Below are 24978 nucleotides of genomic sequence, written 5' to 3'. Positions count from 1 at the left end.
GGGTAAAGCCTTAGAGCGAAGCAAGTGGAACGCACAATGGTGGCTGGCGATTAACCGTCGATTAACCCGGTCGACAACCGGTTTGCAGTAATGATCGCCCATATCGGGCGTACTCGTCGCATAATGTCGGCTTAATCGGCCGACGGCCTAATGTACCTTTTTCAACGGGGCCCCCCATGCGCGTACTGGTCTGCGAAGACGATGAGTTGATCGCCAGCGGCATAGTCGCCGGGCTGACGGCCCAAGGCCTGACGGTCGAACACGTCTCCACCGCATCGGCGGCGCGAGCGATGATTGGCGTGGCCGAGTTCGATGTCATGGTGCTCGACCTTGGCCTGCCCGATGAGGACGGCCTCAAGCTGCTCCGGCAGTTGCGCCAGCAAGGCCTGGAGATTCCGGTGCTGATCCTCACCGCCCGTGATTCGGTGACCGACCGGGTCGAAGGCCTCCAGGCCGGCGCCGATGATTATTTGCTCAAGCCGTTCGACCTGCGCGAGCTGGCGGCGCGCCTGCACACCTTGTTGCGACGCGTGGCCGGGCGCAGCGTCAATCTGATCGAGCACGGCCGCCTGACGTATGACCCCAGCAGCCGCGAAACCACCCTGGACGGTCAATCGGTGGACCTGTCCCGCCGCGAGCAGTCGCTGTTGCAGGCCCTGCTTCACAGCCGCGGACGGGTGTTGTCCACCGAGCAGCTCAAGGACAGCGTCTACGGATTCAACGACGAACTGGAAAGCAATGCCCTCAACGTGCATATCCATCATCTTCGGCGCAAGCTGGGCAACGGGATTGTCGAGACGGTGCGCGGCCTGGGTTATCGGCTGGGGCCGGCCGATGGCGGGGAATCCTCCAAGTGATGAGCTTGCGACTACGGCTGAGCCTGACCCTTGGCGCGGCCTTCGCGCTGATCTGGGCCCTCGCCGCCGCCTGGATGCTCAGCGACCTGCGCAACCAGATGATGTTTTCCCTCGACCAGCGCCTGGTGGCTTCGGCGCGGATGGTCGCCGGGTTGCTGGAGCAACTGCCGCCCATGCCCAGCAAAGGTGAGGGCACGCATTTCAGTGCTGAACAGCTGAGCATTCCGGGCGGCATGGCCTGCCAGGTCAGTTCCTTGCGCGGGGAGATCCTGGCGCGCAGCCACGGCACCCCGGAGCAAGCTCTTGAAGCCGAGAAAATGGGCTTTCATGACCAGATGATCGACGGCGCGCCGTGGCGCAGCTTCACCTTGGCCCGGGGCGATTTGCGTATTACCACTGCCGACCGCCAGATCGAGCGCGAAGCGTTGAACATGTCGGTGTTGCTGGCGGCGTCGGTGCCGGTCGGCGTGGCGCTGCTCGGTTGCCTGTGCCTGTTGTGGCTCGGCATCGGCCAGGGGCTGGCGCCGCTCAACCGCATGCGCGATGCGTTGATGCGGCGCAACGCCGATTCCCTGGAGCCGTTGCAGATTCATCCGCTGCCCAGCGAGCTGCGTCCCTTGCTGGAAACCCAGAACCAGTTGCTCCAGCGCATCGGCAAGACCATCGAGCGCGAGCGGCGCCTGACCGGCGATGCCGCTCATGAACTGCGCAGCCCGCTGACGGCCATCAAGACGCACCTGCAAGTAGCGCGCATGACTGAGGGCGCCGCGCGCGACCAGTCCCTGGCCCGGGCGGAAGAGGGCGCCGACCGGCTGCACCGCACGCTTGAACAACTGTTGTTGCTGGCCCGGGTCGAGGGCAGCCTGTCGTTCGATGACGGCGTGCAATGCAATGCCGAGCAGGTCGCACGGCTGGCCATCCAGGATGCGGCCGGTGGCGCGCCCCAGCGGATCAGGCTGCATCTATCGCCGCCACTGTCCGACGCGCCAGTGCAGATGCCAGCGGTACTGGCCATCGCCGCGTTGCGCAATCTGCTGGAAAACGCCCTGCGCCATACGCCGGACGATACCGAGGTCGAGCTGAACCTGGAGATGATCGGCCAACGTGTGCGTTTCCAAGTGCGCGACCAAGGCCCCGGCATCGCCGCCGAAGATATCCAGCACCTGACCCAGCGCTTCTGGCGCAACGGCCAGAGCAATGGCTGCGGGTTGGGACTGGCGATTGTCCAGGCTATCGTCCAGCGTTGCGGCTGTGGCTTGCACTTCGACAGCCGCCCGGATGGGCTGCGAGTTGAGTTCACCGTGCCGGTACAAGTGTCGCCTGTCCAGTGACGGGTTCCTGTGGGTAAATCCTTGCCTCGCTGATGCGTCTCCAACAGTAGCCTGCACGTGCGCGCCGAATGCGCACCTGCCCGGTGCGCCGTTTGGTCACTCATTGCGGGGTCGAAAAATGTCAGTCGCTCACAGTCCTATCCAAGCATTGCCTGTCCGGGTCAGTCCGACACCGGTCGAGACGCTCTATCAATTCAACGAATCGCCGCTGCTGGCCCGCCAGAACCGGCAGGAATCCAATGCCCGCAGTTACCCACGACGGATCCCCCTGGCCCTTAAGCGCGCCAAGGGCCTGTACGTCGAAGATGTCGAGGGCCGCACCTTCATCGACTGCCTGGCCGGCGCGGGCACGCTGGCCCTTGGGCACAATCACCCGGTAGTGATCGAGGCGATCCAGCAGGTACTTGCCGATGAGCTGCCGTTGCATACCCTGGACCTGACCACGCCGGTCAAGGATCGCTTTGTCCAGGACCTGTTCGGCCTGTTGCCAGCGGCCCTTGCCGCCGAAGCGAAAATTCAATTTTGCGGACCCACGGGGACAGACGCTGTGGAAGCGGCGCTCAAGTTGGTGCGCACCGCCACGGGGCGAAGCACCGTGCTGTCGTTCCAGGGCGGTTATCACGGCATGAGCCAAGGCGCGTTGAGCCTGATGGGCAGTCTGGGCCCTAAAAAGCCGTTAGAGGCCTTGCTCAGCAGTGGCGTGCAGTTCATGCCGTATCCCTACGATTATCGGTGTCCGTTCGGGCTCGGGGGGGCTGAAGGCGTCAAGGCCAATCTGCATTACCTGGAAAACCTGCTGACCGACCCCGAGGCCGGCGTGCAGTTGCCCGCGGCGGTAATCGTCGAAGTGGTGCAGGGCGAAGGTGGTGTGATACCCGCCGATCTTGACTGGCTGCGCGGGTTGCGGCGGATCACCGAGCGGGCCGGCGTAGCGCTGATCGTCGATGAGATCCAGAGCGGCTTTGGCCGAACCGGCAAGATGTTTGCGTTCGAGCACGCCGGGATCATTCCGGACGTGGTCGTGCTGTCCAAGGCCATCGGCGGCAGCCTGCCGCTGGCGGTGGTGGTGTATCGCGACTGGCTCGACACTTGGCTGCCGGGCGCCCATGCCGGGACTTTTCGGGGTAACCAGATGGCCATGGCGGCGGGTAGCGCCGTCATGCGCTACCTGGCCGAACACAACGTGCCGGCTCATGCCGCCGCCATGGGCGAACGCCTGAGCGAACATTTGCATATCCTGCAGAGGGACTTCCCGCAATTGGGCGACATTCGTGGTCGCGGGCTGATGCTCGGCGTCGAGCTGGTAGACCCGGCCGGCAAGCCGGACGCCTTGGGCCACCCACCGGTGGATGCACGGCTGGCGCCACGGCTGCAGCGTGAATGCCTCAAGCGTGGGCTGATCCTGGAGTTGGGTGGTCGACAGGGCGGCGTGGTGCGTTTCCTGCCGCCGCTGATCATTACCGCAGCGGAGATCGACCGGGTTGCGGAGATTTTCCGGCGTGCCCTGGAAGTCGCCGTGGCCGACGCCTAATTTTCATCCGGTCCGGTACGTTCCTTTTCATACCTTGGCTGCGCCTGCGCGCGGCGACCCTTGAGCAACGATGGAGAACCACCCATGACTTCAGTATTCGACCGCGAGGACATCCTCTTCCAGGTCGTGGTCAACCACGAAGAGCAGTATTCGATCTGGCCGGACTACAAGGCCGTTCCGGAAGGCTGGCGCACCGTTGGCAAAAGCGGTTTCAAAAAGGAATGCCTGGCTTATATCGAAGAGGTCTGGACCGATATGCGACCGTTGAGCCTGCGCAAGAAGATGGAAGAACAGGCGGCTGCGGCTCACTGAACGCGATCCGCTTTTATGGGAGCGGGGCAAGCCCGCTCCCATATCAGGTTCCGTTGGCTGGACCTACAATTGGGGCGCCGCCGACTGCTTTATCTTGAAGCTTGCCGCTTGAAACTCATCGCTGCTCTATTTGAACCGTCGCTCCACCCCTTTCTCCACCAGGATCTTCGCCGAAATCTCCTCCACGGAAAAATGCGTGGAGTTGATGTGGGGAATATTCTCCCGCCGGAACAGGTTTTCCACCTCGCGCACCTCGAACTCGCATTGCGCGTAGCTCGAATAGCGGCTGTTGGGCTTGCGTTCGTTGCGGATCGCGGTAAGGCGGTCCGGGTCGATGGTCAGGCCAAACAGCTTGTGCTGGTGGGCGCGCAGGGCGCTCGGCAGTTGCAGGCGCTCCATGTCGTCTTCGGTCAGCGGATAGTTGGCCGCGCGGATGCCAAATTGCATCGCCATGTACAGGCACGTCGGCGTCTTACCACATCGCGACACCCCCACTAGGATCAGGTCGGCCTTGTCGTAATAATGCGTGCGGGCGCCATCGTCGTTGTCCAACGCGAAGTTGACCGCTTCGATCCGCTCCATGTAGTTGGAGTTGTGGCCAATGGAATGGGACTTGCCGACCGAGTAGGAGGAATGCTCGCTCAGTTCCTGCTCGAGTGGCGCAAGAAACGTGGAAAAAATGTCGATCATGAAACCATTGGACGTTGCGAGAATCTCACGGATGTCCTGATTGACGATGGTATCGAAGATGATCGGGCGAAAACCGTCGGTTTCGGCGGCTTTATTGATTTGCTGTACCATGGCCCGCGCCTTGTCGACGCTGTCTATGTAGGGACGTGTCAGCTTGGTGAAGGTAATGTTTTCGAACTGCGCCAACAAGCTCTGGCCCAGCGTTTCGGCCGTGATGCCGGTGCCGTCGGAAATAAAGAAAGCAGATCGTTTCATTTGCGCCTTGGGCCTTAAGCTAGTGAGCTAGTAACGATTCTTGGATATGATAGGCGCGATTTGCCGGCCGCCCGTGGTCCGCATTCTCACTTATTTTCCAGGTCCAGGCCATATCGCCGGTGACTCGCTCCCCTGGAGCTACCGGTTCTCGAGCTTTTCCAACACAGTTAGTGGAGAGATCACCTTGGTAGAGTACGTAGTTTCCCTCGATAAGCTCGGCGTCCATGATGTAGAGCATGTGGGGGGCAAGAACGCATCCCTGGGCGAGATGATCAGTAACCTCGCCGGCGCCGGTGTATCGGTGCCAGGTGGCTTCGCCACGACCGCCCAGGCTTATCGTGATTTCCTGGAACTGAGCGGCCTGAACCAGCAGATCCACGATGCGCTCGACGCCCTCGACGTCGATGACGTCAATGCCCTGGCCAAGACCGGCGCCCAGATCCGCCAATGGATCATGGAAGCCGAATTCCCCGAGAAGCTGAACGCCGAAATCCGCACGGCCTTTGCCAAGCTCTCCGAAGGCAACCCCGATATTGCCGTCGCCGTACGTTCATCGGCCACTGCCGAAGACCTGCCGGACGCGTCCTTTGCCGGTCAGCAGGAAACCTTCCTGAACATCCGTGGCGTTGAAAACGTCATCCGGGCCGCCAAGGAAGTCTTCGCCTCCCTTTTCAACGACCGTGCCATTTCCTACCGCGTGCACCAGGGCTTTGACCACAAGCTGGTCGCCCTGTCCGCCGGTGTGCAGCGCATGGTCCGCTCCGAAACCGGCACCGCCGGCGTAATGTTCACCCTCGACACCGAGTCGGGTTTCCGTGACGTGGTGTTCATCACCGGTGCCTACGGCCTGGGTGAGACCGTCGTACAAGGCGCGGTGAACCCGGACGAATTCTATGTCCACAAGGGCACGCTGGAAGCCGGTCGCCCGGCGATCCTGCGTCGCAACCTGGGCAGCAAGGCCATCAAGATGATCTACGGCGACGAAGCCAAGGCCGGTCGCTCAGTGAAAACCGTCGACGTCGACAAGGCCGAGCGCGCGCGTTTCTGCCTGACCGATGCCGAAGTCAGCGAGCTGGCCAAGCAGGCCATGACCATCGAGAAGCACTACAAGTGCCCGATGGACATCGAATGGGCCAAGGACGGCGACGACGGCAAGCTGTACATCGTGCAGGCCCGTCCGGAAACCGTGAAGAGCCGCACTAGCGCCAACGTCATGGAGCGCTACCTGCTCAAGGAAACCGGCACCGTGCTGGTGGAAGGTCGTGCCATCGGCCAGCGCATCGGCGCCGGCAAGGTGCGGATCATCAAGGACGTCTCGGAGATGGACAAGGTCCAGGCCGGCGACGTACTGGTTTCCGACATGACCGACCCGGATTGGGAACCTGTCATGAAGCGCGCCAGCGCTATCGTCACCAACCGTGGTGGGCGTACCTGCCACGCGGCGATCATTGCCCGTGAACTGGGGATCCCGGCGGTTGTTGGTTGCGGCAACGCCACTCAATTGCTCAAGGACGGCCAGGGCGTCACCGTTTCCTGCGCCGAAGGCGATACCGGCTACATCTTCGAAGGCGAGCTGGGCTTCGACATCAAGAAGAACTCCGTGGACGCCATGCCGGAGCTGCCATTCAAGATCATGATGAACGTCGGCAACCCGGACCGCGCCTTCGACTTCGCGCAATTGCCGAATGCCGGCGTGGGCCTGGCCCGTCTCGAATTCATCATCAACCGCATGATCGGCGTGCACCCCAAGGCACTGCTGAACTACGACGGCTTGCCTCAGGAAATCAAGGACAGCGTCGACAAGCGTATCGCCGGCTACAACGACCCGGTCGGTTTCTACGTCGAGAAGCTGGTGGAAGGCATCAGTACCCTGGCGGCGGCGTTCTACCCGAAAAAGGTCATCGTGCGCCTGTCGGACTTCAAGTCCAACGAGTACGCCAACCTGATCGGCGGCAAGCTCTACGAGCCGGAAGAAGAAAACCCGATGCTGGGCTTCCGTGGCGCTTCGCGCTATATCAGCGAATCGTTCCGTGACTGCTTCGAGCTCGAGTGCCGCGCCCTCAAGCGCGTGCGCAACGAGATGGGCCTGACCAACGTCGAGATCATGGTGCCGTTCGTGCGCACCCTCGGCGAAGCGAGCCAAGTGGTCGACCTGCTGGCGGAAAACGGCCTGGCCCGTGGCGAAAACGGCCTTCGCGTAATCATGATGTGCGAACTGCCGTCCAACGCGATCCTGGCTGAAGAATTCCTCGAATTCTTCGACGGTTTCTCCATCGGCTCCAACGACCTGACCCAGTTGACCCTGGGCCTGGACCGCGACTCCGGGATCATTGCCCACCTGTTCGACGAGCGGAATCCGGCGGTGAAGAAGCTGCTGGCCAATGCCATCGCCGCCTGCAACAAGGCCGGCAAGTACATCGGCATCTGCGGCCAGGGCCCTTCGGACCACCCTGACCTGGCCAAGTGGCTGATGGAGCAGGGCATCGAAAGCGTTTCGCTGAACCCGGACTCCGTACTGGAAACCTGGTTCTTCCTGGCTGAGGGTCAGGCTGCGGTCTGATTGAGTGAAGGGGCCCCCGTTGGCCCCTTTTGATTGAAGCAGGGCGGGCTCCGCACGGAATCCGCCTTTTTTGTGCAAGAAGATCATGCAAAGCAGCAGCAACTTATTTCCTGTCGCCCTGATCAGCGCCGAGCGGCGTGGTGATTTGAGCGAAGATGTCTATCGCTTGAAACCCGGCAACAGCCCGGACTACAGCGTCGAACTGGCCGTCACCCGGCTGGGCATGGCGGATGCCGGCGAAGTCCGTGGCGTCCCGGTGATCCTGCTGCACGGCAGCTTTTCCAACCGGCGCTTCTGGTATTCGCCCAAGGGCCTTGGGCTCGGGGCATATCTGGTGCGGCGTGGGTTCGATGTCTGGATTCCCGAGATGCGCGGTCATGGGCTGTCGCAACGCAACCAGGGCTACCGCAACAACCGCGTGGCCGACTATGCCCGTTACGACTTGCCGGCCATCGGCGCCTTTGTGCGTGAGCAAAGCGGCCAGGTGCCCCATTGGATCGGTCATTCCCTGGGTGGCATTACCTTGGCGGCAGCCTTGGGCGGGCATTACCTGGGCGAGCCCGGCGTGGCGTCGGCGGCCTTTTTCGGTACCCAGGTCAGCCGCACCTACTGGCCGCTGAAAATTCCGCCGGTGGAGTGGAGCGGGCGATTCATCCTCAAGCGGTTTGCGCAATTGTCTGGCTCAAGGCTCAAGCGCGGCCCGGAGGATGAACCCATCGGCCTGGCCTTGGAGAGCATGCGCTGGTATGGCCTGTTTGGGCGCTTCGGCGATGCCGAAAAGAATTGGTGGGCGGGCCTTGCGGACGTGCAAGTGCCGGTGTTGGCGGTGAGTGCCGCCGGTGATCAGCAGGATCCAACCTGGGCCTGTCGCAAATTGTTCGAGCAGATCGGTTCCGAGTACAAGCAGTTCGTCTGTCTCGGCCGAAAGCAGGGCTTCAGCGCCGATTTCGGCCATGTTGAGATGCTCGTCAGCAAGGCCGCGCATGCCGAGGTCTGGCCGCTGGTGGCGCGCTGGTTGGAAAATCAATGTGCGCCGCTGTTGGCGGCACCGTCCGGATTGGCCGAAGCAGTTTGAGGGGAAGGCTCTGACAAGGGCATTCCGCTCTGGTCGGCTAGCGGCTAAGATATGACGCGCTACGTTGTTTCGGTCACAAACGGTTATTCATTCAGCCAGACGTCCAACCCTTGCAGGAGCTGCCCGATGAACCATTACCTCACGCCCGACCTGTGCGATACCTACCCGGACCTGGTGCAGGTGTTGGAACCGATGTTCAGCAATTTCGGTGGCCGCGACTCCTTTGGTGGTGAAATCGTGACCATCAAGTGCTTCGAGGACAACTCGCTGGTCAAGGAGCAGGTTGAACTCGAGGGCAAGGGCAAAGTGCTGGTTGTCGACGGCGGCGGGTCGCTGCGCCGGGCCCTGCTGGGTGACATGCTGGCCGAGAAGGCGGCGAAGAATGGCTGGGAAGGGCTGGTGATCTACGGCTGCATCCGCGACGTCGACGTCATTGCCCAGACCGACCTCGGCGTCCAGGCGCTGGCCAGTCATCCGATGAAAACCGACAAGCGCGGCATCGGCGATCTCAATGTTGCCGTGACCTTCGCCGGCGTGACCTTTCGTCCGGGCGAGTATGTCTATGCGGACAACAACGGCGTGATTGTTTCGCCGAGCCCGCTGAAAATGCCTGAATGAAGCGCTACAGCCATAAGGGATGAGGATGTTCGAGGAAGAAAACGCGCAATGGGGGCTGGTTCATGCCCTGGTGCTGGATGGTAAAGGCGGCGCGCGTTCGATAGCCCGGACCGAACTTGACGATTTGCAGTTGCAGGCCCATGAAAGCCTGTGGCTGCACTGGGATCGCAGTCATCCGCAAACCCATACGTGGTTGCGCAAATCCAGCGGCTTGAGTGAATTCAACTGCGACCTGTTGCTGGAAGAGAACACCCGGCCACGCTTGTTGCCCCTGCCCAACGCCGAATTGCTGCTGTTTCTTCGCGGGATCAACCTCAATCCAGGGGCCGAACCGGAAGACATGGTGTCGGTGCGCATCTTCGCCTCGGCCCAGCGTGTGATCTCCCTGCGGTTGCGTCCCTTGCGCGCCACCGATGAGCTGCTGGCGGAGCTGGTTGAAGGCAAGGGACCGAAGACCGCGTCGGAACTCATCCTTTATATGGCGCAATACCTGACCAATAAAGTGCAGGACCTGGTGACGTGCCTGTCTGAAATCGTCGACAGCGAGGAAGAAAAACTCGATACCGACGAACGGTATACACCCGAACACGACGCCATTTTGCACATCCGTCGCAGGGCCGCCGGACTGAAGCGATTCCTGGCGCCACAGCGGGACATCTTCGGCCAGATGTCGCGGATCAAGTTGCCCTGGTTCGTCGAGGACGATGGCGACTACTGGAATGAATTGAATAACAGCCTGACGCGCTACCTCGAAGAGCTGGAATTGACCCGAGAGCGCGTGGGGCTTGTGCTGGAGGCCGAGGACCGGCGTCTTTCGGTGCGCATGAACCGCACCATGTACCGCTTCGGCATCATTACCGGAATCTTCCTGCCGATGAGTTTTCTCACCGGCCTGCTGGGTATCAATGTCGGTGGCATTCCCTTGTCCGAAAGCCCTTATGGATTCCTGGTCGCCTGCCTGCTGATGGCGTGCGTGGCCTTGGGGCAATGGTGGTTGTTCCGCCGTTTGCGTTGGGTGTGATGGGCTTTCATGTGACCCGGCGAAATCTGATCGCGTCTTCCACAGACATCACGAGAGGTGCGTATGCACGATCCGTTCGAACAGTCTCTGCGCGACATGCTCAAGGCCTCGCCGTCCAGCCGGGACGACGATGCATGCCTGGGGCGTGTACTGAAAACCGCCAACCGCCAGGTCGGCGCCGGCGATCTGTTCAGCCTGCTGGGCCGTTGGTTGCCCGCGCTGATGATCGCGTTGAACAACGGGTCGGCCCATGTCTCGCCGGTTTCCCGTCGCAAACCTGTTACTCGCACCGCTGATAAGGCTGATTGAATATGGAACTTGATCTCTGGACCCAGAGCCTCGTCACGGCAATGACTGCGTTGTGGACCAAGATAGCTAATTTTATCCCCAACCTTTTTGGCGCCCTGGTGGTGCTGTTGCTGGGGTTTGTCGTGGCCAAGCTGCTGGACACGCTGCTTTCCAAGCTGCTCGCCAAATTGGGCCTCGACCGCCTGATGGGCGGCACCGGCCTGACCAAGCTGCTGTCCCGCGGCGGCATCCAGGTGCCGATCTCGACTCTGGTGGGCAAGATCGTCTATTGGTTCGTGCTGCTTATATTCCTCGTGTCAGCGGCTGAATCCCTGGGCCTGGAGCGCGTTTCAGCTACGCTCGACATGCTTGCGCTGTATTTGCCGAAGGTGTTCGGCGCGGCCTTGGTGTTGCTGGTGGGCGTCCTGTTGGCGCAACTGGCCAACGGGCTGGTACGCGGCGCAGCAGAGGGCGTTGGACTGGACTACGCTTCGGGTCTTGGGCGAATCGCCCAAGGGCTTGTCATTATCATCAGTATTTCGGTCGCGATCAGCCAGTTGGAGGTCAAGACTGACCTGCTCAACCATGTGATCGTGATTGTCTTGATTACCGTTGGTCTGGCGGTTGCGCTGGCAATGGGCTTGGGAAGCCGGGAAATCGCCGGTCAGATTCTTGCGGGAATCTATGTGCGTGAGCTGTATGAGGTTGGACAACAAGTGCGTGTTGGCGAGGTCGAAGGGCAGATCGAAGAGATCGGCACGGTGAAAACCACATTGCTGACTGAAGAGGGCGAGCTGGTGTCGCTTTCCAATCGGATCCTGCTGGAACAGCATGTGAGTAGCCGCTAACCCGGCAAACCCTGCTAATGTATGCCGCCGCGAAATGCCTGCCACCGCAGGGTGCGGCGCACATTGACCTAGACTGTCGGCCCGACTTGTTTTGAACAAACCCCAATCGCTATCCACGCGCTACGACCCCCGTGATCTCTCTGATGAGGAGTTGGTCGCGCGCGCGCATACGGAGCTGTTTCACGTTACGCGGGCCTACGAAGAGTTGATGCGCCGCTACCAGCGCACATTATTTAACGTTTGTGCACGGTATCTTGGGAACGATCGCGACGCTGACGATGTCTGTCAGGAGGTGATGTTGAAGGTGCTGTACGGCCTGAAGAACTTCGAGGGGAAATCGAAGTTCAAGACTTGGCTGTACAGCATCACTTACAACGAATGCATCACGCAGTATCGCAAGGAGCGGCGAAAGCGTCGCTTGATGGACGCATTGAGCCTTGACCCTCTCGAGGAAGCGTCCGAAGAAAAGGCGCCCAAACCCGAGGAAAAGGGTGGGCTCGATCGCTGGCTGGTTTATGTGAACCCGATCGATCGGGAGATTCTGGTGCTACGATTTGTCGCAGAACTGGAATTCCAGGAGATCGCAGACATAATGCATATGGGTTTGAGTGCGACAAAAATGCGCTACAAGCGCGCGCTCGATAAGCTACGTGAGAAATTTGCGGGCATTGCTGAAACTTAGTTCGGCGCAAATATCTCTTACGTGTAGGCAAGTTCTGATAGACTTGCCGCCGAGTTGTCCCCCGGTTTGCGGGACTGCTTCACAATCACCAGATGGGGATTTAACGGATGAAACTGAAAAACACCTTGGGCTTTGCCATTGGTTCTTTGATTGCTGCCACTTCGTTCGGCGCTCTGGCACAAGGCCAAGGCGCAGTTGAAATCGAAGGCTTCGCCAAGAAAGAAATGTTCGACAGCGCTCGTGATTTCAAGAACAACGGCAACCTGTTCGGCGGTTCGGTCGGTTACTTCCTGACCGACGACGTTGAACTGCGTCTGGCCTACGACGAAGTGCACAACGCACGTACCGAAGACGGCACTAACGTCAAGGGCGCCAACACCGCTCTGGACGCTCTGTACCACTTCAACAACCCAGGCGACATGCTGCGTCCTTATGTTTCTGCCGGTTTCTCGGATCAGAGCATCGACCAGAATGGCAGCAACGGTCGTAACCGTTCTACCTTCGCTAACGTTGGTGGCGGCGCCAAGCTGTATTTCACTGACAACTTCTACGCCCGTGCCGGCGTTGAAGCTCAGTACAACATCGACCAGGGCGACACCGAGTGGGCGCCAAGCGTCGGTATCGGTGTGAACTTCGGTGGCGGCTCCAAGCCTGCTGCTGCTCCAGTTCCAGCGCCAGCTGAAGTCTGCTCCGACAGCGACAACGATGGCGTGTGCGACAACGTCGACAAGTGCCCTGACACCCCAGCCAACGTAACCGTTGACGCTGATGGCTGCCCAGCTGTTGCTGAAGTCGTACGTGTTGAGCTGGACGTCAAGTTCGACTTCGACAAGTCGGTCGTTAAAGAAAACAGCTACGGCGACATCAAGAACCTGGCTGATTTCATGAAGCAGTACCCATCCACCAGCACCACTGTTGAAGGTCACACTGACTCCGTCGGTCCTGACGCTTACAACCAGAAGCTGTCTGAGCGTCGTGCAAACGCCGTTAAGCAAGTTCTGACCAACCAGTACGGTGTTGAATCGTCCCGCGTTCAGTCTGTTGGCTACGGCGAATCCCGCCCAGTTGCCGATAACGCTACTGACGCTGGTCGTGCAGTTAACCGTCGCGTAGAAGCGCAGGTTGAAGCCCAAGCTAAGTAATTAGCCCACAGCTTTGGAAAAACCCGGCCTAGGCCGGGTTTTTCTTTGCGTGCGATTTATGAATACAGGGCTGAAGCCTGCGCGAAGGCCGGCTGCGAGGCGGCCAGTTCGGCAGCGCGCGCCACCGCACCAATCACCAGGATGGCCGGGCTCTTGAGCTGGAAGGCGCTGGCATCGGATTCCATCGAAGCCAGGTCGCTGCGGCAGTCGCGCTGGTGGGGCAAGGAGGCATTTTCGATCATGGCCACGGGCGTGTCCGCCGCCAAGCCACCGGCCAGCAACTGCTCGCGGATCTCGCTCAGTTTCGCCACGCCCATGTACACCACCAAGGTGGTCCCACCTTGGGCCAAGGCTTGCCAGTTCAGGCTGCTGCCATCCTGGGTATGGGCGGTGACCAGCGTCACGCCGCGCGCAACACCGCGTAAGGTCAGCGGGATAGCGCATTGGGTTGCCCCGGCAAGACCGGCGGTGATGCCGTTGACCAATTCCACTTCGACGCCATGCTCGCGCAACCACTGCGCCTCTTCACCGCCGCGACCGAAGATGCACGGATCGCCGCCCTTGAGACGCACCACGCATTTGCCCTGGCGGGCATAACGCAGCATCAACCGATGGATGAAGGCTTGCGGCGTGGAACGGCAGCCGCCGCGCTTGCCCACGGCAATGATGCGTGCCCCTGGGCAATGTTCCAGCACCGCGTCGTTGACCAAATCGTCGATCAGCACCACGTCGGCTTCGCCCAAGGCGCGCACGGCTTTGAGGGTCAGCAATTCAGGGTCGCCAGGACCTGCGCCCACCAGCCAGACTTTTGCGTTCATAGTGTCTTCCTCACGAGATAGCGGCCACCGGTTGCGCGGTGGCAACCAGCAGACGCTTGATTTCAGGTACGCAGGAACCGCATTGCGTGCCGCAACCCAGTTCCTTTTTCAGCCCCTGCAAGTCCAAGCCACGCTCGATGCCGGCGCAGATGGCGCGTTGGCTGACGTTCATGCAATTGCACAGCGTCTTGCCACCGCCCACGGCAGCGCCGATGTTCCCTGGCGGCGCGCTCAGCGGTGCCAATAACCAACGGCGCAGTTGCTCATCGGCACGGCCTTCCAGCCACAGGTTCTGCAGCCAGTGCCGGGCCAGGGTTTCGCCGGCCAGGCGAATGGCAGTGATACGACCATTTTCGATCCGCACCCGTTTGCCAATGGAGCGACGCGGATCGTCATAGGCCAGCACCGGCCCATCGATCAGCCCCAGCTGTTCGTCGATCGCCTGTAGCAGTTGCGGATCGGGTGCGGCGGTGCTGGCAGCGCGTATCAGCAGCGCGGGACGCTCACGTCCGGTCAGGCTCAGGCTGACGTAGGCAAACGCCTCACACAGCGGACGCAGCGTCTCCAAATGTCGTTGAACATCGCCCTCGACCAAGGCGAAAAGCTGCCAAGGCAGGTTCACCGGTTCCAGGCGCACACCGCTGTGCTTGAGTTCCGGCTGTTTCGACAACGGGTCGAAAGCCGGTTGAGTCAGGGTATTCACGCCGCCCTTGAGAAACCGGTCGCCCCAATGCATGGGCAGGAAGGCTTGGCCAGGGCGAACACTCTCGTCACTGTCCACCGCCACGATCACGCTGCCGCGACGGCTTTTCAGGCTGACCAGATCGCCGGCTTGCAGGCGATGGCGATTCAGTTCGTCCGGATGCAGGCTGAGCACGGCTTCGTTCACATGACCAAACAATTGCGCAGCGGTGCCGGTGCGGCTCATGCCGTGCCATTGGTCCCGCAGACGACCGGTGTTCAGGGTCAGCGGGTAGCGTGCGTCACGTAGCTCCTTGGCGGCGCGATAGGGTTCGGCCACAAACCGGGCACGGCCACTGTCGGTAGGAAAAATCCCGTCCACGTACAAACGCGCCGTTCCAACCGTGGCGCCTTCGGGGAAAGGCCATTGCTGGGGGCCGAGTTTATCGATCAGCGCGTGGCTGATGCCGGACAGGTCCAGGTCGCGGCCGCGGGTCAGTTGTTTGTATTCGTCGAACAGTTGGGCCGGAGCATCGAAAGCGAACAGGCTGGGTGAGCCTGGGCGCAGACGCTTCTCCAGTCGTTGTGCGAAATCTACGGTGATGGCCCAGTCCGGTCGTGCTTCGCCCGGTGCGTTTATTGCCCGGCGAACGTGGGACATGCGTCGTTCGGAATTGGTGACCGAACCTTCTTTCTCGCCCCAACTGGCCGCCGGCAGCAACAGGTCGGCAAACGCGGCGGTCTCGGTGGTTCGGAAGGCTTCCTGCAACACTACAAACGGGCAGGTTTGCAGGGCTTCGCGCACGGCGGTCTGGTCCGGCATCGACTGGGCCGGGTTGGTGCAGGCGATCCATAGGGCCTTGATCTTGCCGCTGCGCACCTGTTCGAAAAGCTCGATGGCGCTCAGCCCCGGAGTGCTGGGCAGTTGTTCCACGTCCCAATATCTGGCGACCTCGGCGCGATGCTCAGGATTGCCGGCTTCGCGATGGCCCGGCAGCAGGTTGGACAGGCTGCCGGTTTCCCTGCCGCCCATTGCGTTAGGCTGGCCAGTCAACGAGAAGGGTCCCGCACCCGGCCGGCCAATTTGGCCGGTGGCCAGGTGCAGATTGATCAGCGCGCTGTTTTTTGCGCTACCAGCGGTGGACTGGTTCAAGCCCATGCACCACAACGACAGGAAACTCGGCGAAGTGCCGACCCATTCGGCGCATTGGTGCAGGTGCTCGACGCTGATGCCGCACAGTTGAGCAACCATGGTCGGCGTGTAGTCGCGTACCATATTCTTCAGGTCCGCCAGGCCTTCGGTGTGGGCCTTGATGAAACTGCGGTCGACCCAGTCTTCCCACAGCAGCAGGTGCAAAATCCCATGGAACAAGGCCACGTCGGTGCCCGGCAGAATCGCCAGGTGCAGGTCCGCCAGATCACAGGTGTCGGTGCGCCGGGGATCGATGACGATGATTTTCATCTGCGGCCGGCGGGATTTTGCCTCTTCGAGACGACGAAACAGGATGGGATGGGCGTAGGCCATGTTACTGCCAACGATCATCACGCAGTCGCTCAGTTCCAGGTCTTCGTAGCTGCAGGGTGGGGCGTCGGCACCGAGGCTGCGCTTGTAGCCCACCACGGCGGAGGACATGCACAGCCGCGAATTGCTGTCGATGTTGTTGGTGCCCACCAATGCCCGGGCAAGTTTGTTGAAGGCGTAGTAATCCTCGGTCAGCAATTGGCCGGAGATGTAGAACGCCACGCTGTCCGGGCCGTGCTCGGCGATCGTGTCGGCGAAGACGCTGGCGGCGTGATCCAGGGCGCTGTTCCAGTCGGTGCGTGCCCGTGCCAGGCTTTTACCGAGGCGTAGCTCGGGATACAAGGCGCGCGCGGCGAGGTCGCCAGTCAGGTGCAGGGTCGAGCCCTTGCTGCACAGTTTGCCGAAGTTGGCCGGATGGGCGGGATCGCCGCTGACGCCGAGGATGCGCTCGCCGTCATGCTCGATCAGGACGCCGCAACCGACCCCGCAATAACAGCAGGTCGAGGCAGTGGTCTGGCGGTTCATCAGCTTGCGTCCCGCAGGGCCAACTGCACGCGGCCGTTCTCGACCCGCGCCGAATGATGATGGGCGCAGCCCACGTCAGGGGCCTGGGCCTGGCCGCTCTCCAGGTCGATCTGCCAGTTGTGCAACGGGCAGGCCACGCGCTTGCCATAGACCAATCCTTGGGACAACGGGCCACCCTTGTGCGGGCAACGGTCATCAAGGGCGAACACTTCGTCGTCGCTGGTGCGGAAAATCGCGATGTCGCCTTTCGGGCCATTGATGATGCGCGAACCGAGGGTATTGATTTCTTCCAGCGCGCAGATATCCAGCCAGTTCATGCCGGCACCTCCAAGGTCTTCACGGGGATGACTTCGAACTCTTTTTTCAACTGAGGTTGTTCCAGGCGTTGCTTCCACGGGTCTTGTTCCAGCGACAAGGAAAACTTCAGGCGTTCATGAAGGGCCTTGCGCCGCTCCGGGTCTTCCAGCACGGCTTTCTTGATGTGTTCCATGCCGACCCGTTGCATGTAATGCACGGTGCGTTCGAGGTAGAAGGCTTCCTCGCGGTACAGCTGCAGGAAAGCACCGTTGTATTCACGGACTTCTTCGGCGGTCTTGAGCTTGACGAAGAACTCGGCGACCTCGGTCTTGATCCCGCCGTTGCCGCCGATGTACATCTCCCAGCCCGAATCGACGCCGATAATTCCCACGTCCTTGATGCCGGCTTCCGAGCAGTTGCGTGGGCAACCGGAGACAGCCAACTTCACCTTGTGCGGCGACCACATGTTGAACAGGTCGTGCTCGAGCTCGATGCCAAGCTGGGTGGAGTTCTGCGTGCCGAAGCGGCAGAACTCGCTGCCGACGCAGGTCTTCACGGTGCGGATGGATTTGCCGTAGGCGTGGCCGGAGGGCATGTCGAGGTCTTTCCACACGCCGGGCAAGTCCTGCTTCTTGATGCCTAGCAGATCGATTCGTTGCCCGCCGGTGACCTTGACCATCGGCACGTTGTATTTGTCGGCAACGTCGGCGATACGCCGCAGTTCCGAGGGATTGGTGACGCCGCCCCACATCCGTGGGACAACGGAGTAGGTGCCGTCTTTCTGGATGTTGGCGTGGGCTCGCTCGTTGATCAGGCGCGACTGCGGATCGTCCTGGGCTTCGCCGGGCCAGGTGGAGATCAGGTAATAGTTCAAGGCCGGACGGCACGTGGCGCAACCGTTGGGAGTGCGCCAGTTCAGGTAGCTCATGGTTCCGGCGATGGTCAGCAGGTGCTGGTCGCGGATCGCCTGGCGAATCTGGCCGTGGTTGAGGTCGCTGCAGCCGCAGATGGCTTTTTCACTTTTCGGCTTGACGTCCGCCGCACCGCCCACGGTATTGATCAGGATCTGCTCCACCAGGCCGGCGCAGGAGCCGCAGGAGCTGGCGGCCTTGGTGTGTTTTTTCACGTCATCGACGCTGAACAGCCCGTGTTCCTGGATCGCCTTGACGATGGTGCCCTTGCACACGCCGTTGCAGCCGCAGACTTCGGCGGTGTCGGCCATGCTCATGGCTTTGTCCTGGCCTTGATGTCCTACATCACCCAGTGCGTTTTCCCCAAACATCAGGTGATCGCGGATCTCACTGATGCCATGGTTCTCACGGATCTGGCGGAAATACCAACCACCGTCCGCGGTATCGCCGTACAGGCAGGCACCGACCAGCACGTCATCCTTGATCACCAGTTTTTTGTAGACGCCGCCGATGGGGTCGGAGAGGGTGATGGTCTCGGTGCCGTCGCCGCCCATGAAGTCGCCGGCGGAGAACAGGTCGATGCCGGTGACTTTCAACTTGGTCGAGGTGACCGAACCCTTGTAAGTGGCGAAGCCCAGTTGCGCGAGGTGGTTGGCGCAGACCTTGGCCTGTTCGAACAACGGGGCCACCAAGCCATAAGCCGTCCCACGGTGGCTGGCGCATTCACCGATGGCGTAGATGCGCGGATCGTAGGTTTGCATCGTGTCGTTGACCAGGATCCCTCGGTTGCACGGGATGCCGGATTTTTCCGCCAGTTCGGTGTTGGGGCGGATACCAGCGGCCATCACTACCAGGTCGGCAGGGATGATGTCGCCGTTCTTGAACTGTACCGAGCCGACCCGGCCATGGCCGGCGTCGTGCAAGGCCTGGGTCTGTTCACACAGGCGGAACTTGAGCCCGCGGTTTTCCAGGGCGGTTTGCAACAGTTGGCCACTGGTCTTGTCCAGTTGGCGCTCCAGCAGCCACTCGCCGATGTGCACCACGGTCACGTCCATGCCGCGCAGTTTCAGGCCATTGGCAGCCTCCAGGCCCAACAGGCCACCGCCGATAACCACGGCGTGCTTGTGGGTCTTGGCGGTGTCGATCATCGCTTGGGTGTCGGCGATGTCGCGGTAGCCAATCACGCCGTCCAAGGTGTTGCCCGGGATTGGCAGGATGAACGGCGTGGAGCCGGTGGCGATCAGCAGGCGGTCGTATTCGGCTTCGCTACCGTCTTGGGCGATGACCCGGCGCTTGATGCGGTCGATCTCCACGACTTTGCGGTTGAGCAGCAACTTGATGTTGTTTTCCAAGTACCAGCTCAGGTCGTTGAGCACGATGTCTTCGAACGTTTGCTCCCCGGCCAGCACCGGCGACAGCAGGATGCGGTTGTAATTAGTGTGAGGCTCGGCACCGAATACCGTGATGTCGTAGAGCTCGTTGCTCAGCTTGAGCAGTTCCTCGAGGGTGCGAACCCCGGCCATGCCGTTGCCGATCATTACCAGTTTGAGTTTTTTCATCAGGGTTCTCCGCAAGCTCAGGTCCAGTTTCATCACGGCGATCGGACTGGCTCGACATTTTTACGAAAACAAAAAAAGGCGTCTCGCTAGTGGCCTAGCGAGGACGCCTTTGTCCTGGTCCCGTTCTCTCGGGAAGCACCGCCTTCATCGTTGGAGGCGTTGCTTTATGTATGGTGAGAGAGGTTATGCAGTGGTTGTGCCAAGTGGCTCGGGGCCGCGAATTTACCGGCTGAGGGCGGGGGTGGGTGAGATGAAGGGGCGTTTATTGCACCGAATCAAAGCGTGTTGCCCGGTAATGGAGCGTGGCAGGGCTGGCGAGAAGGCTTTTGTGGCGAGGGAGCTTGCTCCCGCTCAAGCGCGCAGCGGTTGCCTGTTTTTTGGGACTGCTTCGCAGCCCAGCGGGAGCAAGCTCCCTCGCCACGGGTCATGAGTGAAATACCAAGAACAACAGCACCACATTCACCAACAACGATCCCAGCGCCAACGTCCGCCAGACCTTCAGCGGTTCACGCTCCAGCAAGGGCCGGGGCCTTACGCTCAAGCTGCGGCGCTCGCCTTGTTCCAGCAGCAATAACCATTCTTCGGCCGTTTCAAAGCGCTGGGCCGGATCCGCCGCCACCGCGCGATCCAGGCTTAGCCCAAGCCACTCCGGCAGGTCGGGCCGATAACGATGGGCACTCACCGGCACGCCAAAGCGCGGACGTTGGAAGGCTTCGATTTCGCCGTAGGGATAATGCCCGGTCAGCAGGTAATACAGCGTCACGCCGACGGCGTACAAATCCTGCTGCGCCGTAGGCAATGTGCCGCCGAATGCCTCCGGAGCGATGTAGCTGGGCGTGCCGGGCAAGACGTTGGCCTGGTCTTCGGACAGGCCCGGGCAGTATGCCAGGCCGAAATCCAGCAGGCGCAATTCCCCGTCGTCGCCCAGGTGCAGGTTTTCCGGCTTGATGTCGCGGTGATAGATCTGCCGTCGATGCAGCAGGCCGACCGCCCGCACCAGCCGTTGCGCCAGGTCCAACCATTGGGCCAGCGGTAACGGCCCGCCCTGGTTGAGCAGCTCGGCCAAGGTCTCGCCCGAATATTCGCGCATCACGTAGTACAAATGCTGACGCTGGGGAACGCCATGGACTTCGGGAAACTGCCGCCCGGCGACGCGCTTGAGAAACCACTCCTCCGAGAGCAACGCCTGACCGGCCCGGCTATCGTCCCGTAGCTGCACGGGCAGGGTCTTCAGCAGCCAAGGTTGGCCCTGGCCGTCGTGGACCCGATAGAGCAACGATTGCTGGCTCTGGCCGAGCAGGCCTTCGATCTGCCAACCCTCGAACACCTGCCCCGGTTTCAACGCAGGCGGCAGGGGCCATTGCTGCAACTGGATCAGTGCATCGCCGATGCTGGCTTCGCCCAAGGCATCGACGCGTACCAGCAAGGCGCTGGCATTGTCCTGGCTCCCGGCCAAGTGCGCGGCGTTGACCAGCGTCTGCGCGGCGAGGTCGAGGTCCGGTTGGTCGCGCAGGATGCCGGCGATGGCCGTGTCCCCCAGTACCGCCCAGACGCCATCGCTAAGCAGTACGAAGGTTTCGTCGGTGCGCAATTCACCGTCGAGGAAGTCCAGGATCAGATGCTGATCCAAGCCCAGGGCACGCTTGAGCACATGTTGCATGCCCTGTTGTTCCCAGACATGGTCTTCGCTGACCCGTTGCAAATGATCGGCATGCCAGCGATAGACCCGGCAATCACCGACATGGGCGAGGGTGAAGCGTCGGCCCCGCAGGACCAGGGCGCTGACAGTGGTGAGCAGCGGTTGCCCGCCACCGTTGGCCTGCAGCCAGCGATTTTGCGCCAGCAGCAGCCGGTCGAGCGCTTGGGCCACGCCCCAGGTTTGCGGGGTGGAATAGTAGTCCAGGGCCAGCGCCTGCAAGGTCGAACGGGCGGCCAAACCGCCGTCGGCGCATTGGCTCACACCGTCGGCGATGGCGAATAGGTAACCTTTGCTGGCGGCCAGGGCCGGGGCCGGGGTGACCAGGCGCAGGGCGTCCTGGTTTTCCTCCCGCGGGCCGATAGCGCTGGCTTCGGCAAAACTCAGTTGCAGGCTCATGGTGACCGGTTATACCCGAGCGGCGGTGACAGCTGCCGAACCCCAAGTGGTTCTCCAGCGACGTTTCACGCCATACAGGCCGAACCAGGCCAGCACTCCGAGGCTGGCGAACAACCACAGCGCCAGTTGATAGCTGCCGGTGCTTTGCTTGATCGCGCCCATGCCCGCCGCCAGGGCGAAGCCGCCGATGCCGCCGGCCATACCGATCAGGCCGGTCATCACGCCGATCTCGCGGCGGAAGCGTTGTGGCACCAGTTGGAACACTGCGCCGTTGCCCGCACCCAAGCCGAGCATGGTGCAGACGAACAGTGCCAGCGCCGCATAGGAGCTCGGCAGGTTGAAGCCGACGGCGGCAATGCAGACAGCCGCGACGGTGTACATGCCGAGCAAGGTGCGGATGCCGCCGAAACGGTCCGCCAGCGCGCCGCCCAATGGACGCATCAGGCTGCCACCGAACACGCAGGCCGCGGTGTAGTAGCCGGCGGTGACCGGGCTCAGGCCATATTGGTCGTTGAAGTAGCCGGGCAGGGCGCTGGCCAGGCCGATGAACCCGCCAAAGGTCACGCTGTAGAAGAACATGAACCACCAGCTGTCGCGGTCGCCCAGGGCCTTGAGGTAGTCGGCCATGGATTTGGCTTTCGGCCGCTCCGGAGCGTTCTTGGCCAGCCAGGCAAAGAGCACCAGGGTGATCACCAGTGGGATCACCGCGAAGCCGAAGACGTTGGTCCAGCCGAAGGCCACGGCCATGACCGGTGCGATCAACGCGGCGAGCACGGTGCCTGAATTACCCGCACCGGCGATGCCCATGGCCTTGCCTTGATGCTGCGGCGGATACCACTGGGACGCCAGTGGCAGGGCAACGGCGAATGAAGCGCCAGCGACACCCAGGAACAGGCCCAGCAGCAACGCTTGTTCGTAGCTGTGGATGCCCAGTTTCCAGGCGCAGAACAGCGCACCGATCACAATCACTTGGCCGACCATGCCGGCGGTCTTGGGTGAAATTCGGTCGGCAAGCAGGCCCATGAACAGGCGCAGCACGGCCCCGGCCAGGATCGGCGTTGCGACCATCAGGCCGCGCTGTTGAGTGGTCAGGTGCAGGTCGGCGGAGATCTGTACCGCCAGTGGACCGAGCAGGTACCAGACCATGAAGCTCAGGTCGAAATAGAGGAAGGCCGCGAACAATGTCGGGGTGTGGCCGGATTTCCAGAAGCTTGAATTCATCGCGCACCTCAGCTGTAAAAGTCTCGAGAAATGAGTCAGTGCTTTGAGCAGTGCGCCGCCTGTGGTCGCACCACCGGTCCCGAAGGACCAAAACAAAAAAACGCCGCAACCCTGAGCACCCGGAGGCGAAGAGGATGTGCGACGTCTTTGTCGTAGGTGGGGCAACCGCCGTTGGTTACCTATGGAGTTGCTTAAGCGAGATCTGTGCCAACAGGGCAGGTGCTACATCACCTTCAGCCCAGCAACTCGTTCATTGCAATGATTTGCTCCGCTACCTGGATGAGTTTCTGTTGGCGGCTCATGGCTTGGCGGCGCATCAGGGTGTAGGCCTGTTCCTCGTTGCAGTCCTTCATCTTCATCAGCATGCCCTTGGCCAGTTCGATGCGTTTGCGTTCGGCCAGTTGCTGGTCCCGGGCCAGGAGCTGGGCGCGCAGGGCCTGGTCGCTTTCGAAGCGGGCCATGGCGACGTCGAGGATCGGTTGCAGGCGCGCGGCATGGATGCCTTCGACGATGTAGGCGCTGACGCCCGACTTGATCGCCTGGCGCATCACGTCCGGGTCGTGCTCATCGGTAAACATGACGATCGGTCGCGGTTGGTCGCGGCTGACCAGCACCACTTGCTCCATCACATCGCGGCCGGGTGACTCGGTATCGATCAGGATGACGTCCGGACGCACTGTTTCGACGCGCGCGGGCAGGTCGATGGTCAACCCGGATTCGTCGATCACTTCGAACCCGGCTTCAATCAAGGCAGCCTTGAGGCGGCCGACTTTTTTCGCAGTGTCGTTGATCAGCAGGATACGCAGCATGGTCGTGGCTCCTGTCAGCGGCTGGCGAGAAGGGGAGCCGCATCGCTCAAGGCGTGCAGTTTGAAGCTGCGGGCATACCCGGCCGGGTCGGAACCGTCCCAGGTGGTGCCGTCGATCAGTTGACTGCTGCGCATGTCCTGGCGCGGCGATGAAACCCCCAGCGCCTCGGCGGCTTCCCGATACAACCCGAGCTGCTGGACTTGCCGGGCCACGGCCAGGTAGTCCGGGTCTTCGCGCAACAGGCCCCAGCGACGGAACTGGGTCATGAACCACATGCCGTCGGACAGGTACGGCAGGTTCACCTCGCCGCCGCCATGAAAACGCATCGCATGGGGATCCTGCCAGCTGTTGCCCAGGCCGTCGGCATAGATGCCCAGCAGGCGCGGCTCGATGCAGTCCAGTGGCGCGTCGAGGTATTCGGGGGCGCTCAACAACTGCGCGGTGCTGCGGCGGTTTTCAGTGCTTTGTTCGATGAAACGGCTGGCTTCGAGGATCGCCATCACCAGGGCACGGGCGGTATTGGGGTATTGCTCGACGAACGCACGGGTGCAGCCGAGGACTTTTTCCGGATGATCGGGCCAGATGGTCTGGGTGGTCGCCAACGTGAAGCCGAGGTTCTGCTTCACGGCGCTGGCGCACCAGGGCTCACCGACGCAGAACCCGTCGATGCGTCCGGCTTGCAGGTGCGCGATCATCTGCGGAGGCGGTACGACCACGCTGTCGACATCCGACAGTGGATGAATGCCCTGGGCGGCGAGCCAATAGTAGAGCCACATGGCATGGGTGCCGGTGGGGAAGGTCTGGGCGAAGGTCAGTTTCGGGCGAGTTTGGTGCACGTGCAGTTCCAGTGCCTCAGGACTGGTCACGCCCTGGGCCTGGAGGCCATGGGAGAGGTTAATGCTCTGGCCATTCTGGTTGAGACCCATCAGCACGGCCATCTCCGTTGGGGCGACGCCGCCGATGCCCAGGTGCACGGCGTAGATCAGGCCGTAAAGGCTGTGGGCGGCATCGATTTCGCCGCTGACCAGCTTGTCCCGCAGGTTGGCCCAGGACGCCTGGCGCTTGAGATTCAGCGTCAGGCCGTAGGGTTGGGCGAAGCCCTGGGTGGCGGCCACGACCAGCGGTGCGCAGTCACTCAGGGCCATGAAGCCGAGGTTGACCGCGCTCTTTTCCGGGGCGTCGCTGCCATTGACCCAGGCCAGGGGGGTGGCTGGAATTTCATTCATCGGTATCACCTTCCACATCCAATAAGCGCCGTGTCCTGGCCAAGAAGGCCGAACGACGCCGCCGCTGTCCTTTGAAACAGTGCGCCACTCATTCCGGCGTTGGC

The 24978-nt window shown here is 61.6% G+C and carries 21 protein-coding genes; 12 read left to right on the top strand and 9 right to left on the bottom strand.

What is annotated here, in order from left to right; all coding sequences use genetic code 11:
* The first annotated feature begins 176 nt into the window (after window positions 1-176).
* The 4 genes from J3P95_RS16820 (at window position 177) to J3P95_RS16805 (ending at window position 4031) form a co-directional block, all read left to right on the top strand.
* A complete protein-coding gene (locus tag J3P95_RS16820) occupies window positions 177-857 on the top strand; it encodes a response regulator (protein WP_434580422.1) in 681 nt (226 codons plus the stop codon).
* Window positions 857-2188: an ATP-binding protein gene (locus J3P95_RS16815; RefSeq protein ID WP_434557889.1), complete on the top strand. Its 1332-nt coding sequence runs from the start codon at window positions 857-859 to the stop codon at window positions 2186-2188. Before J3P95_RS16820 ends, J3P95_RS16815 begins: the two co-directional genes overlap by 1 nt.
* Before the next feature lie 118 nt (window positions 2189-2306).
* Window positions 2307-3719 carry an aspartate aminotransferase family protein gene (locus tag J3P95_RS16810; RefSeq protein ID WP_434580424.1) on the top strand — a complete coding sequence of 471 codons (1413 nt, stop codon included), beginning with the start codon at window positions 2307-2309 and terminating at the stop codon, window positions 3717-3719.
* A gap of 84 nt (window positions 3720-3803) precedes the next feature.
* Window positions 3804-4031, top strand: a complete 228-nt coding sequence (locus J3P95_RS16805) for an MbtH family protein (RefSeq protein WP_030141931.1) — start codon at window positions 3804-3806, stop codon at window positions 4029-4031.
* A 126-nt stretch (window positions 4032-4157) separates the two neighbouring features.
* Here the strand turns inward: J3P95_RS16805 and ppsR are convergent, their stop codons facing one another.
* A complete protein-coding gene (ppsR, locus tag J3P95_RS16800) occupies window positions 4158-4976 on the bottom strand; it encodes a posphoenolpyruvate synthetase regulatory kinase/phosphorylase PpsR (protein WP_186609894.1) in 819 nt (272 codons plus the stop codon).
* Between the two features lie 184 nt (window positions 4977-5160).
* Between ppsR and ppsA the strand changes: the two genes are divergently transcribed.
* The 8 genes from ppsA to J3P95_RS16760 all read left to right on the top strand — a co-directional run bounded on the left by ppsA (window position 5161) and on the right by J3P95_RS16760 (window position 13210).
* The gene (ppsA, locus tag J3P95_RS16795) at window positions 5161-7536 is read left to right on the top strand and encodes a phosphoenolpyruvate synthase (protein ID WP_434580427.1); all 2376 of its coding nucleotides are present in this window, start codon (window positions 5161-5163) and stop codon (window positions 7534-7536) included.
* A gap of 85 nt (window positions 7537-7621) precedes the next feature.
* Window positions 7622-8611, top strand: coding sequence for an alpha/beta fold hydrolase (locus J3P95_RS16790; RefSeq protein ID WP_434580429.1), 990 nt, complete (start codon window positions 7622-7624; stop codon window positions 8609-8611).
* A 126-nt stretch (window positions 8612-8737) separates the two neighbouring features.
* Window positions 8738-9229 (top strand): ribonuclease E activity regulator RraA, encoded by a 492-nt coding sequence (gene rraA, locus J3P95_RS16785; protein ID WP_434557885.1) that lies wholly within the window; start codon window positions 8738-8740, stop codon window positions 9227-9229.
* 25 nt (window positions 9230-9254) lie between these two features.
* Window positions 9255-10250, top strand: coding sequence for a zinc transporter ZntB (locus J3P95_RS16780; protein WP_434557884.1), 996 nt, complete (start codon window positions 9255-9257; stop codon window positions 10248-10250).
* A 63-nt stretch (window positions 10251-10313) separates the two neighbouring features.
* Window positions 10314-10559: a hypothetical protein gene (locus tag J3P95_RS16775; protein WP_014337331.1), complete on the top strand. Its 246-nt coding sequence runs from the start codon at window positions 10314-10316 to the stop codon at window positions 10557-10559.
* A gap of 2 nt (window positions 10560-10561) precedes the next feature.
* Entirely contained in the window at window positions 10562-11386 is an 825-nt protein-coding gene (locus J3P95_RS16770) for a mechanosensitive ion channel family protein (RefSeq protein ID WP_045155488.1), read from the top strand.
* A 91-nt stretch (window positions 11387-11477) separates the two neighbouring features.
* On the top strand, window positions 11478-12068 hold the full coding sequence (gene sigX / locus J3P95_RS16765; protein WP_025212681.1) for an RNA polymerase sigma factor SigX: 591 nt from the start codon (window positions 11478-11480) through the stop codon (window positions 12066-12068).
* Between the two features lie 107 nt (window positions 12069-12175).
* On the top strand, window positions 12176-13210 hold the full coding sequence (locus tag J3P95_RS16760) for an OmpA family protein (RefSeq protein ID WP_434557883.1): 1035 nt from the start codon (window positions 12176-12178) through the stop codon (window positions 13208-13210).
* Window positions 13211-13266: 56 nt separating this feature from the next.
* Here J3P95_RS16760 and cobA read toward each other — a convergent pair whose 3' ends face one another.
* The 8 genes from cobA to J3P95_RS16720 form a co-directional block, all read right to left on the bottom strand.
* On the bottom strand, window positions 13267-14028 hold the full coding sequence (gene cobA / locus J3P95_RS16755) for a uroporphyrinogen-III C-methyltransferase (protein WP_434580432.1): 762 nt from the start codon (window positions 14026-14028) through the stop codon (window positions 13267-13269).
* 10 nt (window positions 14029-14038) lie between these two features.
* Window positions 14039-16756: a nitrate reductase gene (locus J3P95_RS16750; RefSeq protein ID WP_434557881.1), complete on the bottom strand. Its 2718-nt coding sequence runs from the start codon at window positions 16754-16756 to the stop codon at window positions 14039-14041.
* Entirely contained in the window at window positions 16756-17073 is a 318-nt protein-coding gene (nirD, locus tag J3P95_RS16745; RefSeq protein ID WP_434557880.1) for a nitrite reductase small subunit NirD, read from the bottom strand. Before nirD ends, J3P95_RS16750 begins: the two co-directional genes overlap by 1 nt.
* Entirely contained in the window at window positions 17070-19523 is a 2454-nt protein-coding gene (gene nirB, locus J3P95_RS16740) for a nitrite reductase large subunit NirB (RefSeq protein WP_434580434.1), read from the bottom strand. Before nirB ends, nirD begins: the two co-directional genes overlap by 4 nt.
* Window positions 19524-19947: 424 nt before the next feature.
* Window positions 19948-21618 (bottom strand): protein kinase domain-containing protein, encoded by a 1671-nt coding sequence (locus tag J3P95_RS16735; protein WP_434557878.1) that lies wholly within the window; start codon window positions 21616-21618, stop codon window positions 19948-19950.
* 9 nt (window positions 21619-21627) lie between these two features.
* Window positions 21628-22839, bottom strand: coding sequence for a nitrate/nitrite transporter (locus tag J3P95_RS16730; protein ID WP_186609882.1), 1212 nt, complete (start codon window positions 22837-22839; stop codon window positions 21628-21630).
* A 233-nt stretch (window positions 22840-23072) separates the two neighbouring features.
* Window positions 23073-23648 (bottom strand): ANTAR domain-containing response regulator, encoded by a 576-nt coding sequence (locus J3P95_RS16725; protein WP_047737436.1) that lies wholly within the window; start codon window positions 23646-23648, stop codon window positions 23073-23075.
* Between the two features lie 14 nt (window positions 23649-23662).
* Window positions 23663-24874: a CmpA/NrtA family ABC transporter substrate-binding protein gene (locus J3P95_RS16720; RefSeq protein ID WP_434580438.1), complete on the bottom strand. Its 1212-nt coding sequence runs from the start codon at window positions 24872-24874 to the stop codon at window positions 23663-23665.
* Window positions 24875-24978 lie beyond the last annotated feature (104 nt).

It is taken from the genome of Pseudomonas sp. Z5-35, from assembly GCF_051131945.1.
Lineage (GTDB): Bacteria > Pseudomonadota > Gammaproteobacteria > Pseudomonadales > Pseudomonadaceae > Aquipseudomonas > Aquipseudomonas marvdashtae.
This window is presented reverse-complemented; position numbering and strand designations above follow the sequence as displayed.